15 protein-coding genes are annotated in these 15,215 nt (G+C 68.5%); 7 read left to right on the top strand and 8 right to left on the bottom strand.

What is annotated here, in order from left to right; all coding sequences use genetic code 11:
- Positions 1 to 2 precede the first annotated feature (2 nt).
- Positions 3 to 509 carry a mycothiol transferase gene (locus H0B43_RS20735; RefSeq protein ID WP_185726231.1) on the bottom strand — a complete coding sequence of 169 codons (507 nt, stop codon included), beginning with the start codon at positions 507 to 509 and terminating at the stop codon, positions 3 to 5.
- Positions 510 to 601: 92 nt separating this feature from the next.
- Complete coding sequence (locus H0B43_RS20730; protein ID WP_185726232.1) at positions 602 to 2,743, bottom strand: MMPL family transporter; 2,142 nt, start codon at positions 2,741 to 2,743, stop codon at positions 602 to 604.
- Positions 2,744 to 2,842: 99 nt separating this feature from the next.
- On the opposite strand from H0B43_RS20730, the gene H0B43_RS20725 reads away from it, so the two are divergent.
- Entirely contained in the window at positions 2,843 to 3,289 is a 447-nt protein-coding gene (locus H0B43_RS20725; protein ID WP_185726233.1) for a MarR family winged helix-turn-helix transcriptional regulator, read from the top strand.
- Here the strand turns inward: H0B43_RS20725 and H0B43_RS20720 are convergent, their stop codons facing one another.
- Both H0B43_RS20720 and H0B43_RS20715 read right to left on the bottom strand, forming a co-directional pair.
- The gene (locus tag H0B43_RS20720; protein WP_185726234.1) at positions 3,290 to 4,093 is read right to left on the bottom strand and encodes a hypothetical protein; all 804 of its coding nucleotides are present in this window, start codon (positions 4,091 to 4,093) and stop codon (positions 3,290 to 3,292) included.
- 76 nt (positions 4,094 to 4,169) lie between these two features.
- Positions 4,170 to 4,703, bottom strand: coding sequence for a lipoprotein LpqH (locus tag H0B43_RS20715; RefSeq protein ID WP_185726235.1), 534 nt, complete (start codon positions 4,701 to 4,703; stop codon positions 4,170 to 4,172).
- 208 nt (positions 4,704 to 4,911) lie between these two features.
- Between H0B43_RS20715 and H0B43_RS20710 the strand changes: the two genes are divergently transcribed.
- The 5 genes from H0B43_RS20710 (at position 4,912) to H0B43_RS20690 (ending at position 10,551) form a co-directional block, all read left to right on the top strand.
- Entirely contained in the window at positions 4,912 to 6,243 is a 1,332-nt protein-coding gene (locus tag H0B43_RS20710; RefSeq protein ID WP_185729868.1) for a hypothetical protein, read from the top strand.
- Complete coding sequence (locus H0B43_RS20705) at positions 6,240 to 7,268, top strand: hypothetical protein (RefSeq protein WP_185726236.1); 1,029 nt, start codon at positions 6,240 to 6,242, stop codon at positions 7,266 to 7,268. Before H0B43_RS20710 ends, H0B43_RS20705 begins: the two co-directional genes overlap by 4 nt.
- A complete protein-coding gene (locus H0B43_RS20700; protein ID WP_185726237.1) occupies positions 7,240 to 8,781 on the top strand; it encodes a lipopolysaccharide assembly protein LapB in 1,542 nt (513 codons plus the stop codon). The genes H0B43_RS20705 and H0B43_RS20700 overlap by 29 nt, the downstream gene beginning before the upstream one ends.
- Positions 8,775 to 10,046: a CHAT domain-containing protein gene (locus tag H0B43_RS20695; protein WP_185726238.1), complete on the top strand. Its 1,272-nt coding sequence runs from the start codon at positions 8,775 to 8,777 to the stop codon at positions 10,044 to 10,046. Before H0B43_RS20700 ends, H0B43_RS20695 begins: the two co-directional genes overlap by 7 nt.
- 91 nt (positions 10,047 to 10,137) lie before the next feature.
- Positions 10,138 to 10,551 carry a VOC family protein gene (locus tag H0B43_RS20690; RefSeq protein WP_185726239.1) on the top strand — a complete coding sequence of 138 codons (414 nt, stop codon included), beginning with the start codon at positions 10,138 to 10,140 and terminating at the stop codon, positions 10,549 to 10,551.
- Here H0B43_RS20690 and H0B43_RS20685 read toward each other — a convergent pair.
- On the bottom strand, positions 10,516 to 11,727 hold the full coding sequence (locus tag H0B43_RS20685) for an FAD-dependent monooxygenase (protein ID WP_185726240.1): 1,212 nt from the start codon (positions 11,725 to 11,727) through the stop codon (positions 10,516 to 10,518). The two genes, H0B43_RS20690 and H0B43_RS20685, sit on opposite strands and share 36 nt — an antisense overlap.
- Before the next feature lie 92 nt (positions 11,728 to 11,819).
- On the opposite strand from H0B43_RS20685, the gene H0B43_RS20680 reads away from it, so the two are divergent.
- Complete coding sequence (locus H0B43_RS20680; protein WP_185726241.1) at positions 11,820 to 12,539, top strand: TetR/AcrR family transcriptional regulator; 720 nt, start codon at positions 11,820 to 11,822, stop codon at positions 12,537 to 12,539.
- Between the two features lie 21 nt (positions 12,540 to 12,560).
- Here H0B43_RS20680 and H0B43_RS20675 read toward each other — a convergent pair whose 3' ends face one another.
- From H0B43_RS20675 to nthA, 3 genes are all read right to left on the bottom strand, one after another.
- Positions 12,561 to 13,787, bottom strand: coding sequence for a GTP-binding protein (locus H0B43_RS20675; RefSeq protein ID WP_185726242.1), 1,227 nt, complete (start codon positions 13,785 to 13,787; stop codon positions 12,561 to 12,563).
- 114 nt (positions 13,788 to 13,901) lie between these two features.
- On the bottom strand, positions 13,902 to 14,543 hold the full coding sequence (gene nthB / locus H0B43_RS20670) for a nitrile hydratase subunit beta (RefSeq protein ID WP_185726243.1): 642 nt from the start codon (positions 14,541 to 14,543) through the stop codon (positions 13,902 to 13,904).
- 26 nt (positions 14,544 to 14,569) lie between these two features.
- The gene (gene nthA, locus H0B43_RS20665; protein ID WP_185726244.1) at positions 14,570 to 15,193 is read right to left on the bottom strand and encodes a nitrile hydratase subunit alpha; all 624 of its coding nucleotides are present in this window, start codon (positions 15,191 to 15,193) and stop codon (positions 14,570 to 14,572) included.
- Positions 15,194 to 15,215 lie beyond the last annotated feature (22 nt).

Here is a 15,215-nt window from a genome sequence, read left to right as displayed (position 1 = left end):
GATCAGCGGCGCTCGTAGATGCCGCGGACGAACGCGGCCTGCCCGGCGTGCTGAAGGTCGTCGGAGACTACGCTGACCAACCGGACACCGAGAGTCACCGGCGGATCCCAATTCTCGTCGACGATGCGGTCGAGGTCGTCCGCACCGATCGACTGGACGTAATCGACGGTGCGATCGTGCACGGCATCGTGATACTCCCGGAGGAGGTCGGCCCTCGACCGCACCCGCGCCACCTCTTCCGCGGAGTGCCCGTACCCGATGGAGGCAACCGGGAACGGCAGGCCGAAACGCTCCACCCACCCGCCGGACGTCCACACCTGCTCGGTGCCCGCCACACCGGCGACGTGGTCGTCCTGCACCCTGGTGAGGTGCCAGACCAGCCACGCGATGGTGTTCGCCTTCGCGTCCACCCGGAACGTGAGGGCGTCGGCCGGCAGATCGGCCAGCGCGGAATGCACGGTCTCCTGAATGCGATCGAAAGCGTCGGTCAACAGCGCGCTATGGTCCACGATCTTCCTTTCGTCGTGTTCACATCCCGTTCCACTATGGCCTCATCGGGCCCGGCGCGGTGTGCTTCGGCGGCGTTCGACGGGGCGCCGCCTCACGTACGACTCGAATCCAATTCCGGCTCCGGGCGGACGGTCTCGTCCGGCTCCGGGGCCGACGCGAGCTTGCTCGGCCACCAGATCTTCTGCCCGATGTCGACGGTGAGGGCGGGTACCAGGAGTGAGCGCACGAGGAGGGCGTCGAGGAGCACACCGAAGGCCACGATGAATGCGATCTGCGCGAGGAAGATCAGCGGGATGACGGCGAGCGCCGAGAAGGTGGCCGCCAGAACCACTCCCGCCGACGTGATCACTCCCCCGGTGACGGTCAGACCGCGCAGCGCTCCGCGGCGGGTGCCGATGCGCTGGGCTTCCTCCCGGACCCGGGTCATGAGGAAGATGTTGTAGTCGATGCCGAGGGCGACGAGGAACACGAACGCGAACAGCGGGACGACGGGATCGGCGCCCGGGAATCCGAAGACGTGCTCGAAGACCAGCGACGAGATGCCCAGCGTCGCAGCGAAGGACAGCACCACCGTGCCCATCAGGAGCAGCGGCGCGAGCAGCGCCCGCAGCAGCAGGCAGAGGATCGCGAACACCACGAGGATCACGACGGGGATGATCAGCGTGCGGTCACGCGTCGACGTCGTCTTGGTGTCGAGGTCCGTGGCGGTGGTGCCCCCGACCAGGGCGTCGGCACCGTCGACCGCGTGGACGGCGTCGCGCAATCGGACGATGGTGTCCTCGGCCGCGAGGGAGTCGGCCGGGTCGGTCAGGGTGGCTTCGATCGCCACCCAGCCGTCCACCACCAGCGGGTCCTGCGTGCCGGCGGCGGACAGCACGGTGAGGTCGGCGACGCCGTCGACCCGGCCCGCATCGAGTACCGCGTCGAGCGAATCCTCGTTCGCGATGATCACGGCCGGTGAACCGGAGCCGGCATCGAAGTGGTCGCCGAGGATCTGCTGACCCGCAACGGAATCGACGTCGAGGAGAAAGGTCTCGGATTCCGCGACACCGCTCGCGTCGAACCGCGGCATCAGGAGCGCGAAGAGCACCAGCACCAGGCTGGACGCCACCCAGAATCGGCGCGGATGCGCACCGGTCCGCGCCGCGAGCGCAGCCCAGAATTTGTGGTCTGCGGCGTCGCCCCACTCGGCGTGCTCTGCGTCGAAGGCGGGCTTGCTCGGCCAGTACGCCGCCCGGCCGAGGAGGACGAGCACCGCGGGGAGGTACGTCATGGACGCGACGAACGACGCCGCGATACCGATAGCCGCGACCGGTCCGAGACCGCGGTTCGAGTTGAGATCGGACAACAGCAGGCACAGCACACCCGCGGTGACCGTGCCCGCGGAGGCGGCGACGGGTTCGAGCGTCGCCCGCCACGCGGTCCGCATGGCGCGGTACCTGTCCTGCTCGATCCGCAGTTCCTCGCGGTAGCGGGAGACGAGCAGCAGCGCGTAGTCGGTCGCGGCGCCGAACACGAGGATGAACAGAATGCCCTGGCTCTGCCCATTCAGGGCGATCATATCGGCGTCGGCGAGCAGATACACGAGCAGACTGGACAGTCCCAGGGCGAATACCGCGGACGTGATCACCGCGAACGGGAGGATCGGGCTCCGGTAGACGACGATGAGGATCAGGATGACGACGGCACCCGCCACCAGGAGCAGCAGTCCGTCGATGCCGGCGAACGCGGCGGACAGATCGGCGACCTGGCCGGCGGGCCCGGTGACGAGGACGGTGAGGCCGTCCGGCGCGGCATCGAGCGCGTCCCGGAGTTCGGTGACACTGTCGCCCACCTCGCCGGCGCTGTCGACGGGCACGAACATCTGCAGTGCCCGGCCGTCGGCGGACGGGATCGGCGGTGACACCTCGTCACCGAAACCGTGCGATCCGGCCAGGGAAGTCGCGGTGCCGGCGAGGAACTCGGTGTCGGCCGGGGTGATACCCGACGGGCGTTCGGCGACGACGGCAGCGGGCACGAATTGCGTGTCGGTGAAATCCTTCTGCAGCGTGGACACCTCGGTGGCTTCGGCCGACGCGGGGAGGAAGGACGTGCTGTCGTTCTGCTGGACCGTGGACAGTTTGCCGGCGAACGGTCCGCCGAAACCGCCGACGGCCAGCCAGACGATCACCAGCAGGGCTGGCAGAATCCACCGCAGTCGGCGAACCGGGCGTGGGCGGGCAGTTGTGATCACGTGCTCTCCGATGCTGGGCGATTCGACGACCGGATGTCCGGTTTGCGACGTTCCTATTTTGTTCAGCCTGCTGAGCAAATTGCAAATGGAGGCGAGGAAATGACGAGCGACGGCATGGACCAGTGGCCGACCGGACGTCTGCTGTCCACGGCTGCACGACTGGTCGAGCACTCGTGGGAGGACATTCTCCGGTCACAGAACATGACCCATGCAGGACTCATCTCACTGCACACGATCGCCGACCGGCCCGCCTCGCAGCGGGACATCGCGAAGGCCTCGCGGGTGACGGACCAGACCATCAGCCGCACCATCGACCGCCTCGAACGCGCCGGGTACGTCACCCGGGAGACCGATCCGACCGACGAGCGCCGCAAGCGGGTCGCGATCACCGAGTCGGGCCGCGCGATCTACCGGCACCTGCTGACCCTCGAGAAGGAGGATGCGGCCCTCACCGCCGCGGTCGGCGACCCGGGGCCGCTGCGCGAACAACTCCTCCGCCTCGTCCGGTCGCTGGGACTTCCGTCCCGGAACGAGGCCGAGGACTGATCACACATTCGCGGGCAGGGCGATGACGACCTCCTGCTCGTTCCCCGGCAGATAGTGGACCGTCACGACCCGGCCGACCTGGACGTGCGCGACGCTGCGTGGCGGCAGGAACTTCTCGACGCGGGTGGTGAACGTGGTCCCGTCGGGCCGGGTGACCACCAACCCGAGCGCGACCTTCGAATTCCCGTTGCGGATCTCGCCGGGCACACTGAGCGACTGCACCACCGCCTGCGCGGCGATGCCGCGCGCCGCGATGTCGAGCTTGCCCGGAGTGGTGATTCCCTGACGAATCATGGATCGGTTCAACGCTTCCTGCGCCGAAGACATGTCCCCGGAGCGGTCGATCTCGACCTTGTCGGTGCGGTTCGGAAGATAGCGGACGGGCAGGACGACACCGGGCTGCAGCAGCGCCAGTTCGGTCAGCGGCACGATCATCCTGGCGTGCGATTCGAACATCTTCCCGTCCGCGCCCTCCACGCCGACGTCGATCCGCACCTCCGGTTGGTCGTTGAGCGTCATGCCGGTCTGGCGCACCGACCGCACCGTTCCGATCCCGACCGCCCCGTGCCGGAAGGCCGCACTGTTGCGCTGCGTCAACGCCGCCAGCACGCTGTCACCGGTAAGGGCGAAGCAGACCATGACCAGGCTGACCGCGACGATCGGCCAGATCATCTGGGGGCCCACCCACGACAGCGCGTCGATTCCATAGTTGGTCCGCCCGCGGTCGCCGAGGCCGCACCACAGGTAGTACGCGATCGACCCGACGAGTAACACGACGGCGGCGCTCCGCACGAACTTCTTCACGATGTGTCCTTCCATGGTTGAACGGGCGGGACGCGCGCGGACTCCAACGAATCCGCGCGCGTTCCGATGGGTGGGCTCAGCCGCCCACGACGGTCGAGCAGGCGAACGTGATGTCGAACTTCGACGCACTCGGCGCGGTCGGGTTGCTCATGTCGGGGGCGCCCACCCCTTCACCGGTGACCGTGTACGTGTCACCGTCCTTCACGACCTTTGCGGAACCGCCCGGCATCCCCTGCCCGAAGCCCAGCGCGTACGGCAGGCCGTTCGACCCGCCCTTGCTGCCGGCGATCCCGACCGCCTGCACGGTGTCGGTACCGGTGATGGTGGCGGAGACGGCCAAGTCGCCGTACGTCGCGTTGGCGGTGTCCGCCAGCGCCAACGCCAGGGTGTCACCCTGCTTGGCGCAGGTCGCGTCGAAGTCGGCGTCCAGGGCCGTGCCGTCGACCGACGCGGAGGACGCGCCCGCCGGAGCCGCGGCGGCCGGCGCCTGCTCGGCGCCTCCCCCGCCGGAACCGTTGTCGCTGCAGCCCGAGACGAGCAGGGCGACCGCGGCGGCTGCGGCGATGCCGCCGGTGTAGATGCGCTTGCGAGTCCGAATGACCTTGTTCATGATCCGTCCTTCACGTTTCGTGAGGGGCGCTCGGCGCCCGTCGTCGATTCCTTCGGCTCGCGTTCCGGAGCCGATGCGAGAAAGGTAGGAACTTCTCGCGCCCTACCGATCCCAGATTTCTCGTCGCGTCGTCCGGTCGCGCCTGCGGTAACCTGCTCGAATGCAGACGGGAGCAGCGGGGTCGGAGGCTGCTCGGCGACCCCGCGCCATGGTTCTCGACGAGGTCTGGCGACAGCTCGACGACGTGGAACCGCTCAGCGGGCGCGACGGCGGACCGCTGAGCCGCACCGTGAAACTGATCCTCGATCCGCTGGTCATCCGCCCGGTGCAGAACCCACTGTGCGCCGGACCGCTCGTCACGGCCGACGGCGCGCAGTTGCTCGCCGCCCGGGTGTACGCCTGCGCCGATGCGCTCCGGGCCACCGCGGCCTGGTTCACTCTGCTCAAGCGGGTTCGCCGGACACTGCGCATCACCGACGGCAACCCGCAGGATCTCTACTTCCAGCGATGCTACGAACTCGCGACCGGGTCCGGCCCGCCCGATCCGCTCCGGGACGAGTCCGTCGCCGAGGACACCCTGCGCGACGTGCACGAGTTCGCTGCCGGTCGCACCACGCAGGCGCTGAAAGCCCACGTCACCGACCCGGCGCGGGCACGGGAACTGACCGCCCTGATCGCCGTCGCGTGGGCACGGCGACCGCTGTCGGCCGGGTCCGCGGGCACTCACACCGATGCGATCGGCGAAGTCCTCGACGCCTGCCCCGGCGCACGCCTCGCGCAGGACGGCGACGGCGGACGGGCCGCTCTCGACAGTCTCATCGCCGGGCACGCGGGCACTCATCACGGAATCGCGCTCTGGACCACCGAGGTGTCGGCCCGCAGCCTCGGCCTGACGGTGCATCCGCTGCCCGGACCGCCGCTTCTGGGGGCGTCGGCGTCCACCACGGCCCTCGGCCTGCCGTTCGACCGGTCCGTCCACGAACGCGTCTTCACCGTGCTCCGCGCGTCGACCGACCGTGCCGAACTGTCGCCGATTCACGAACTGGTCACCACCGAGATCGCCCGAAGTTGCTCGCCCTGGGCGCTTCTCGACGAATCGCTCCGCGTCGCGGCGACGACGGGCGCCGCGCTGGCAGTGGGCCTCCGTCCGATCGGGGTGGCCGCCGCGCCCGCGGGCACGGACACGGACACGACCGCCGCCCGGGTGATCAACGGCCGCTGGCAACGTGAGGCGTACGTCCTGCAGGCGCGCCGCCTCACGGTGAGCCCCGATGCGGTGTCGCTGCCCGGAACGAATCCACTCGCGGTACTCGCAGCCGAACTAGTCGAGCCGTGGCGACCGTATCTCCGCCGCCTGTGGGTCCGCCTGCACGGCCGGGACGTGCGCGAGTTCTCCATTCACGAACCGGACGAACTCTGGGACCTCCTCGACGGGGTGGCACGGTCGGTCATCCTCGACCACCGGATGCGGGTCAAGCAGGCGCTCAGCATGATTCCGCTCGCGGACGCGTCGGATGCTCCCGAATCGAGGGCGAGTTGACGACGGGCACGGTGCGGATTCAGCGTGCACCGGACGGGGTGCGGATCATCGCCCCCGACGGCGCGCCGAGCGTTCTCGACGCTACGGCGGGGATCGACGTCGCGGTGCTCGAGGTGCGCGGCGGGCATCTGTCATGGACTGTGCTCGCCGACTCGGCGGTTCCGGCGGCCGTGATCGACGACGTCGACTCCGCGCAGAACTGGGTGTGGGCGGTGTTCGGCGAGGAGGTGGCGCTCGCTCTGGCCGCCGGTTCCGGGAACGACGTCACGGCTGGACCGGCGCGACCGCGGATTGCCGCCGCTGCTCGTCGACTTGCTTTCGCGCAGTGGGCGACGCGGTGGTGGCCGGCCTCCACGGTCGACGCCATCCCGGCACTCGACGCCGGACTGCTGAACCGCGAGATCGGCACGCTCGCCGAGGACTGCGACCTCCTCGTCGACGGCGACGACGCGCTCGCCCCGGCCGGCCTCCCGGTCTCCGGCCTGCCGGGACGGGCGGACGACTATGCCCTCGCGGCCGGCGCCGCGACGGCGGCCGTGCCGAGCAGGCTCGTGCTGGCGCGCGGTGCCGGCGGAACCGATTGGCGCCGGTACCCTCCCGGGCTCGTCGACGCATCCGAGCGGGCGGTGTTCTGGGAGGTGGCACGCGCTGCCGGGACCACCTCTGTGCGGGTGAGTATCGTTGCGGCACCGAGTCTCTCCGCGGTTCCGGACCATCTGCGACCTTGGGCGACGGTCGGCACCGCGGCGGGAACCGTCGACGTCGCACTGCAACTGTCGGGGGACGCGTGGTTCGGCGAGTCGGCCGCGCCGCGGGGCTCGGAAGCCGGGGTGTCCGTGGGCGTGTATGTGCCCGGGTTCGGCGTCGACGGGTCCTCGGACGGTGCGGGCCCGGAGGCCCGCCAGCGGGTTCGGAACCTGGTCCGGCAGCGGCTCCGCCGGGCTGCGGAGACGACGCCGGACGACGGTCCCGATGCGCCGCTGCTCGCGGAAATCGATGCCGCTGCCTCGGATCCGGACTTCTGAGGTGGACGATCAGAAGGGGCGCGATCTCCTCGCGGCCGGCGCGGCGGCCTACGCCCGCGGAGATGTCGCCGAGGCGCTCGGCGTGTTCGAACGGGCCGCCCGGGAGGGCACCGGCGATGTCCGGACGAGCGCGATCATCAACGCGGCGAGTATGTCCGACGAGCTGGGCGATCACACGCGGGCCGTCGGGCTCTACCGGGACGCTCTCGCGCTGCTGCCTGCCGATGCGATGCGGATGCGTCCCGCGGCGCTGGTCAATCTGTCGCAGGCGTTGCAACATCTCGGTGACCTCGACGGCGCCCAGGACGCGCTCGAGCAGGCACGGGAACTCCTCGCGGGCCGCGCCGAACACGGCGACGTGACGGTGGCGTGCCTTGCGTCGCTGACGGCGGTCGCGATGCACCGGCAGCAGTGGGCACACGCGGCCGTCGTCGCCACCGAATCCCTCGACGCGGCCGTGCGTTTCGCGCCGTCGCTGGCCGGTCACCCGTTGATGAATCTCGCCGCCATCCACTTCGAGACCGGGCGGTTCGATCTCTCCGACGATTTCGCCGGGCAGGCGCTCGCCGCGTTCGAGACTGCCGGCGACGTCAACGCGGTCGCCGAGACGCAGCAGAACCTCGGGATCATGCGCGTCCGCGCGAATCGACTCGATGCGGCCGAACCGCTGCTGCTGTCGAGTCAGGCGTATTTCGAGCGCGCCGGCATCGGCCACCGGGCGGGCATCGGATCGAAGGTGCTCGCGTTCCTCGCCGAGGGCCGGGGCGACACCGAGCGTGCGGGAGTTCTCTACCGCCGCAGCCTCGACTACTTCCGGGAGTCCGGCGCGGTGCTCGACGTCGCAGATATCGAGACCCGCCTCGCCACCGTCGCCTTCGCCGACGGGCGGCCCGACGTGGCCGAGAGCCTCCTCGCCGCCGCGTTCGCCACGTATCGCGACCTGGGGCTCGGCCTGCACTGCGCGCAGGTCGACTTCTGGCACGCGACACTCCTCGACTCCGTGCTCACCTCCGCCGACCCGCCCGACAGCGCACTCCGGGTACGCGCCACCGCGCTCGCGGTGCCCGCGGCCGTCGCCATCGACGCCGTCCGCTACACGCTCCCGAACGGGCGGCAACGCGAGCAGTGGAATCGCGAAATAGCCGACCCGGCGATGCACTTGGCGTTCCGCCTCGCCTACTCCACCGGCGACGCGCGCCTGGTGGCCGATCTCGTCGAGACACGGTGCGCGGGAACCACCGTGGACGTCGGCCGCGCCGGACACGGCGCCCCGGCGCGCCTTCCCCTGCAGTTGCCCGATCCTCCCCCGGCGGGCGCGTCCGACACTCCGGGTTCGTTCCACCTCGGCTCCGCACTGGCCGGAATCGCGGCCGGCGCCGGCCTGCCGGTACCCCTGCCGCCGCGGCTCACCGTGACGACGGACGGCCGGGTCGTCCTGGGCGCGTCGATCACGGCCGCCGAGCAACGCTATGGGCGCGAGGTCCGCGACACCCGCACGGTGCCGGCATGGTGAGCGCGCCCGAGCAGCCGACCGCGATCGTGCGGATGGCCGACGCCGGCGACCTGTACACGTCGTGGCGATGGACTCACGACGTCCTGCCCGGCGGGGTGAACGCGGCATCCGCGGCGCAGGTCGACGGGGCCGTCGCCGCATTGGGGCGGTCCCTGCCCGACCTCACGGATCCGCAGGGTCTGCACCGCGCACTGACGACGGGCGGATTCTCCTCCTACGAGTCCGAACACGAACTGGCGCAGCATCTGTCGCGCACACTTCTTCCGTTCGGGCTGGCTCGGCAATTGCACGACCTGTTCACCCGCGGTGTGCGCCCGCATCTGCGGATACAGCCGTCACCCCGGGTCGCACAGGTGCCGTGGGAGTTGATCGCACCCGACCCGGGGCTGCGTCTCGTCGACATCGCGGATGTCTCCCTGCTCGCGCCCCTCGGCATCGTCCATGCGTCCGGCCGCGAGGCCCGGACCTGGGCGCACACCCGGCACCTGCCCGTGGTCGCGGTGCTCGACCCCCGGGTGCCGGGATTCCGGGCGGACTCGGCGCTCGGTTCCGTTCTGGGGCGGATGAGCGCGGACAGTCCGCTGTCGCAGCGGGTCGCTGCCTACGCCGACGAGGGCAGGTTGTTTCCGGCTGTGGGCGGACCGACGGACTGTTTCCGTCGCGACGACGTCGACCGGGAGTGGCTCGGCACCGCGCTGCGGGCGGGAGCCGGCCGGCTGGTGTACGTCGGGCACGTCACCGCGGCCGCACCCGAATCCGGTGAGAGCGAGCATGCCGAACTGCACCTCGCCTGCACCGCGGAGTCCACCGGGTTCGCGGAGCCCACGCGTGCGCACCGGCCGTTGTCCGCGAAGGACCTGCTGCTGGGTACGCACACGCTGACCGCCGAACCGGTCCGCGGGTCGCAGTTGTGGCCGATCCCGAGCAGGGTGGCACTCATCGCCTGCGAGAGCGGCGGGGACCTGCGGTTCAGCGAGGCACTCGGGCTGGTGTCCTCGATGATCGCGGGCGGGGCGGAACTCGTCACGGCCGGCCGCTGGGCGCTGCCCACCGATCTCGCGTTCCAGCGCTTCGCCGGCGCCGCCGCGGACGCGCATCCGCTGCAGGATGCAATCTGCTCGATCGACGCGGCACACGAACTGCCCGACGCGGTCGGGGCGCTGTGCGCCTGGCAGCGACAGCGGGTGGCCGCGTGGCGGGACGAGCGGACCATCGAGCAGTCACCGGTGCTGTGGGCGGCGTTCGCGACGGTCGCGGCCCACTGATCCGCCTCGCGTTCGACGTTCCCCCCATCGTGTCGGTCGGTCGTTGTACCGTCGTTCCTGTCGGTTCCGGCACGAAGAAGGAGCATGTCCCATGACCTCTCGTCTCAACCCTTACATCAGCTTCGACGGCAACGCGCGGCAGGCAATGGAGTTCTACAAGGACGTCTTCGGTGGCACCCTGGCGGTGAGCACGTTCGGCGAATTCGGCGCCCCGGACGCCGAGGGCTCCGACAAAATCATGCACGCCATGCTCGAATCCGACAACGGATTCACCCTCATGGCCGCCGACACACCGCCCGGGATGGAGCACAACCCGGGAACCAATATCGCCGTGAGCCTGAGCGGAGACGACGGTGACGACCTCCGCGGCTACTGGGCCAAACTCTCGGACGGCGGCACCGTGTCGGTGCCCCTGGAGAAGCAGATGTGGGGAGACGAATTCGGTGCCTGTACAGACCGGTTCGGCATTTCATGGATGGTCAACATTGCCGGGACGGCGAGCTGACAACAGCGCCGGGTAGTCCTGCAGGTCGATGTCGGTGGCGAAGGAATCGGTCAACTTCATCATCAGGCCGAACAAGGTCCTGGACTTGAACGTCGCATTGCGCAATTTGATTCGACCAGCCGACTTCGGCGCGAGAAACGGTCCCGCGTTGCCCTTCCGAGCGATCTTCGCGTACCGGTGCATCTGCTCGTTGTAGCGTCCGAACGCCACCCGGTGGTCGCCGTCGGCGCCCGCGAGCTCGCCCGCCAGTACGTACGCACCGACGAGGGCGAGTCCGGTCCCGAAGCCGCCCAGCGTGTTCCCGTACGCGGCATCGCCGAGTAGGGCGACGCGACCGGCGGTGTAGGTGCCGGTCTCGACCCTCGCGATCGAGTCGAGGTAGAACTCGGTCGCGTCGTCCAGGCCTGCGAGCAACCCGGGCACGCGCCACCCCGCGTCGGCGTACGCGGCGGTCAGGAGTCGTTTCTGCTGGGTGGTGTCGCGGCGGTCGTATTCGATCTTGTCGGAGGCGAAGACGAACAACTCCGGCGCCTTCGGTCCGCCGACCACGGCCATCCGGCCCGGTTCGTTGTACATCAGCCCCGTCGCGCGTGCCCTGTCCGTCGAGGCGTCGGTCGCCGAGTCGGTGGTCCCGACGACGGCGTAGTAATACCCGAGGAAGCGGACGAACTCCTCCTCCGGCCCGAACCGGTGGCGGCGCACGGCCGAGTGGATGCCGTCGGCGCCGAACACCAGGTCGAATCGGCGTGCGTCCGACTTCTCGAACGTGACGTCGACACCCGACTCCGTGTCGACCAGTGCGGTGACGGAATCACCGAAGAGGTACTCACACGACTCCGCGGTCCGCTCGTACAGGATCTCGGTCAGGTCGCCGCGCAGAATCTCGACGTCTCCGCCGATGAATTCGCCGGGGATCGTCGCCAGGTGCCTGTCGCGTTCGTCGACGATCAGGAGGTCGGTCTTCCCGGTCTGCCTGCGGTACACCTCGTCGAGAATCCCCATCCGCTCGAGGACTTTTCGATGGACCTCCCCCTTGAAGTCGACGGCCTGGCCGCCGAGCCGAAGGTCCGGTGCGCGCTCGACGACGGTGACCGCGTGGCCGCAGCGACCGAGCCAGAACGCCAGGGCCGGCCCGGCAATGCTTGCACCCGAGATCAGGACGGTTCTGTTCGGCACGATGACCTCCACAATTCGAATTGTGTCTGTTGGACACAATTTAGTGTATGGTAGACACTATTCCGGAGCAAAAGTCGTCCGGAGGAGCGCAGATGGTCACCCAGCCCCGTACCACCGAACTGCTGTGGGGGTCGTCGGCGAGACCGAAGCGGGGGCCGAAACCGGCGCTGAGTCTCGAGCAGATCGTCGCGACCGCGATCGCGATGGCGGATGCCGACGGCCTCGCCACGCTGTCGATGCAGCGCCTCGCGGAAGACCTCGGGTTCACCAAGATGTCGCTGTATCGCTACACCCCCGGCAAGACCGAACTGATCGCCCTCATGCTCGACGCCGCACTCGGGCCCGCGCCCGACCTGTCCGACCTCGACAAAGATTGGCGTGCCGCTCTCCACGAGTGGGCTCTCCGCATGTCGGCGGGACTCCGACGCCACCCGTGGGTCGTGGATGTCGCCGTCGGTCCCCGGGTGCTGGGCCCGAACGAATTGGGCTGGCTGGAGACCGGTCTCGCGGCACTGAGCGGCACGGGACTGACCGGTGGAGAGCGACTGGACTCGATCGTCCTGATCACCGGCCACGTGCGCAGCCTCGCTCAGCAGATGACCGCACCCGGCGCCGTCACCGACACACCCGAGAAGTCCCTGAACGACATCATGTCCGGAATCCTCACCGCCCACGCCGACCGCTACCCCGAGGCGGCGGCCGCCTTCGCCTCGGCCAGTTCCACGTCCGGGCAGGACGACGCACTGGAATTCGGCCTGGCCCGGATCTTCGACGGCCTCACGGCGCTCGTCGCCGCGCGAAATGCGAGCTGATCACCCGGAGCGAGCATGGGGTCAGAGGGTGCTCGTCTGGGCTACGTTGCTGGTCACGTGATCGGAGTGACCGGCGCCGAGAGGGTCGGGCCAGTGCGTCCACGTGTCAGGACCCAGCTCGATCTCCTCGGTGGTGAGCAGACAGCCGTCGAGTTGGTTCCGGAGTGTGTCGGCGTCGATGCCCTGGCCGATGAACACGAGTTCCTGGCGACAGTCACCGACCGGTTCTTCCCATTTGTCGAGAATGCCCTGCCGGCGGTAATCGTCCTCCGGCCAGTAGCCGTCGGGAAGGAATTTCCACCATCGACCGACGTACCCGTGCCGGATCACGTGGCCGGCCTGCGAGATACTGCCGATTTCGGTGAACCGGCCGGCATTCCAGAAGTAGCCCTTGGCGCGGAGAAGCCGGCCATTCGTCCATTCGCTGGTGAGGAACTGATGTAACCGTCGGGGGTGGAAGGGTGCTCGTTCACGGTAGACGACCGACCCGATTCCGTATTCCTCGGTCTCGGGGGTGTGCTCTCCCTGGAGTTCCTGCAGCCAGCCGGGTGCCTGTGCGGCCCGTTCGAGGGAGAACAGGCCGGTATCCATGATGGTGCCGAGCGGAACGTGCCCGTGAGATATGGGGAGGATGCGCGCGGTCTTGTTGAGTGTTCGAATCAGCGCGGTGAGTTCGGTGAGTTGCCCGGCGGAGACGAGATCGGCCTTGCTGATCAGGATGACGTCGGCGAACTCGATTTGATCGACGAGCAGATCGGAGATGTCGCGTTCGTCCTCGGGCGCGTCGGCTTCCACGGGGCCACCGGACTGGTAGTCGCGCAGGAAGCTGTTGCCGTCGACGACGGTCACCATGGTGTCCAGCCGGGCCAGGTCGGAAAGCGCGTGTCCGTCGCTGTCGATGAACGTGAACGTTTCGGCGACGGGCAAGGGTTCGGAGATGCCGGACGATTCGATCAGGAGGTAGTCGAACCGACCGTCCGCTGCCAGGGTCCTGATCTCGTCGAGAAGATCCTCCCGCAAGGTGCAGCAGATGCAGCCGTTGGTCATCTCGACCAGCTTTTCCTGCGACCGGCTCAGCGTGATCTCTCGTTCGACTTCGGCACTGTCGATGTTGATCTCGCTCATGTCGTTGACGATCACCGCCACGCGCCGGCCCTCACGGTTGCGCAGGATCTGATTCAGGAGTGTCGTTTTTCCTGCACCGAGAAATCCCGACAGCACGGTGACGGGGAGGCGCATGTCGTTCATTGGTCAGTTCCTTCCGGAGAATCTGTGCGTACTCGACAGCGGACCGGCGGGGGCCGCACGGCAACTCCGGGCGAGATGCCCGCCGCCGGTCTGTGTTCATCGTGTCGGAAGCGTTCAGACGGCGATCTCTTCGAGGTATCCCTCGAACAGGTCGACCACGACGCTGCCGGCGTCGGTGTCATCACCGAACAGTTCCTCCGCCGCGAATTCGACGTGATAGGTCGGTTCCTCGCCGGCGTCGTTGCGCCCGTGGCCTATCGCGTCGGGAAACGGCCACTTCTCGGTGGTGCGATGGGTAATCGTTCCGACGCGACCGCGGCAGTATGCCGGCACGCGGATGTGTCCGGGCACGCGCTCGTCACGAACCCGAACGCGCTGCCCGACGTCGAAGGTGACCTGATCGGTCCGCGCCGGCCGGCCTTCCGACTCGGCAGGAAGTGACAACGGGAACGGGCCGCCGGCGAGCGTCTCGAGTTCGTCGTGGGTGAGAATTCCCTTCTCTACCATGAGGGTGGCCACGCCGATGACGTATCTCTCATAGTACGGCGTCATCATGTAGTGGCGGGGTTCCATGCGCTCGACGACGTGCCGGACTTCGTCGACGCTGAACGCACCCAGGTCTGCGGCACCGAGGAACAGCAGACTGTACGGCAGGTGTTCCCACTCCGCGTGGAAGGGCCCGCCGACGTCGGCGTTGACGGTATGAGGGACCTTGCCGAACCCCTGTACGCCGGCGAGATCGTGTACTCCATCCATGGATCTGATTCCTTTTCTCCGGGTGGTCAGACGGTCGGAACCTGCGGGATCGCAACCCCGATCAGGCAGTCTTTGGTCACGAGTTGCTGGAGCTGCTCCCGACTCCATCCTTCGGTGCCCGCAGGCCGCTGGGGAAGGACGATGTAGCGCGTTTCCGCAGTGGTGTCGTAGACGCGGATTTCGACGCCCTCGGGAACGTCGGTGCCCATCTCGGACAACACCTTTCTCGGTTCGCGAACCACACGGGCGCGGTACTCGAAGCTCTTGTACCAGGTCGGCGGCAGGCCAAGGATGGGCCAGGCGGTGCACGAGCACAGAGAGCACACGATCACGTTCTTGAGCGTGGGGGTGTCCTCGAGCGCCACGATGTACTCGCCCTGCGGTCCGAGGTAACCGTATTGCCCGACGGCCGTTGTACCGTCGGTGAGCAGAAGTTCCCGGAATTCGTCGTCGGTCCACGCCCGGGCAACCAGTTCCGCACCGCGGTTGGGGCTGAAGTCCTCCTCGAAAGTCTTTTTCCAGCCTTCGACGTATCCCTCGGGAACCAATCCTTTTCCATCCAGTGCCCGGAACAGCGCCCAGGCCCGGTCGGCAGCGGGGGCCTGTGCAGGCGCCGCGTTCTCCGGTGTGTGTTCGATCGCTACCGACATATTTTCACCTTTTCTGTGTGGG

It is taken from the genome of Rhodococcus sp. 4CII (assembly GCF_014256275.1).
In the GTDB taxonomy this organism is placed as follows: domain Bacteria; phylum Actinomycetota; class Actinomycetes; order Mycobacteriales; family Mycobacteriaceae; genus Rhodococcus_F; species Rhodococcus_F wratislaviensis_A.
Note: the sequence above shows the minus strand (reverse complement) of the source record. Positions and strands in the feature narration are given on the sequence as shown.

Bases quoted from the DNA above. Each gene is read 5' to 3' on its own strand.
- H0B43_RS20695 (WP_185726238.1), top strand. From the start codon at position 8,775: ATGGTGAGCGCGCCCGAGCAGCCGACCGCGATCGTGCGGATGGCCGAC.
- H0B43_RS20725 (WP_185726233.1), top strand. From the start codon at position 2,843: ATGACGAGCGACGGCATGGACCAGTGGCCGACCGGACGTCTGCTGTCC.
- H0B43_RS20710 (WP_185729868.1), top strand. From the start codon at position 4,912: ATGGTTCTCGACGAGGTCTGGCGACAGCTCGACGACGTGGAACCGCTC.
- H0B43_RS20700 (WP_185726237.1), top strand. From the start codon at position 7,240: ATGCCGCTGCCTCGGATCCGGACTTCTGAGGTGGACGATCAGAAGGGG.
- H0B43_RS20675 (WP_185726242.1), bottom strand. From the start codon at position 13,787: ATGAACGACATGCGCCTCCCCGTCACCGTGCTGTCGGGATTTCTCGGT.
- H0B43_RS20715 (WP_185726235.1), bottom strand. From the start codon at position 4,703: ATGAACAAGGTCATTCGGACTCGCAAGCGCATCTACACCGGCGGCATC.
- H0B43_RS20680 (WP_185726241.1), top strand. From the start codon at position 11,820: ATGGTCACCCAGCCCCGTACCACCGAACTGCTGTGGGGGTCGTCGGCG.
- nthA (WP_185726244.1), bottom strand. From the start codon at position 15,193: ATGTCGGTAGCGATCGAACACACACCGGAGAACGCGGCGCCTGCACAG.
- H0B43_RS20690 (WP_185726239.1), top strand. From the start codon at position 10,138: ATGACCTCTCGTCTCAACCCTTACATCAGCTTCGACGGCAACGCGCGG.
- nthB (WP_185726243.1), bottom strand. From the start codon at position 14,543: ATGGATGGAGTACACGATCTCGCCGGCGTACAGGGGTTCGGCAAGGTC.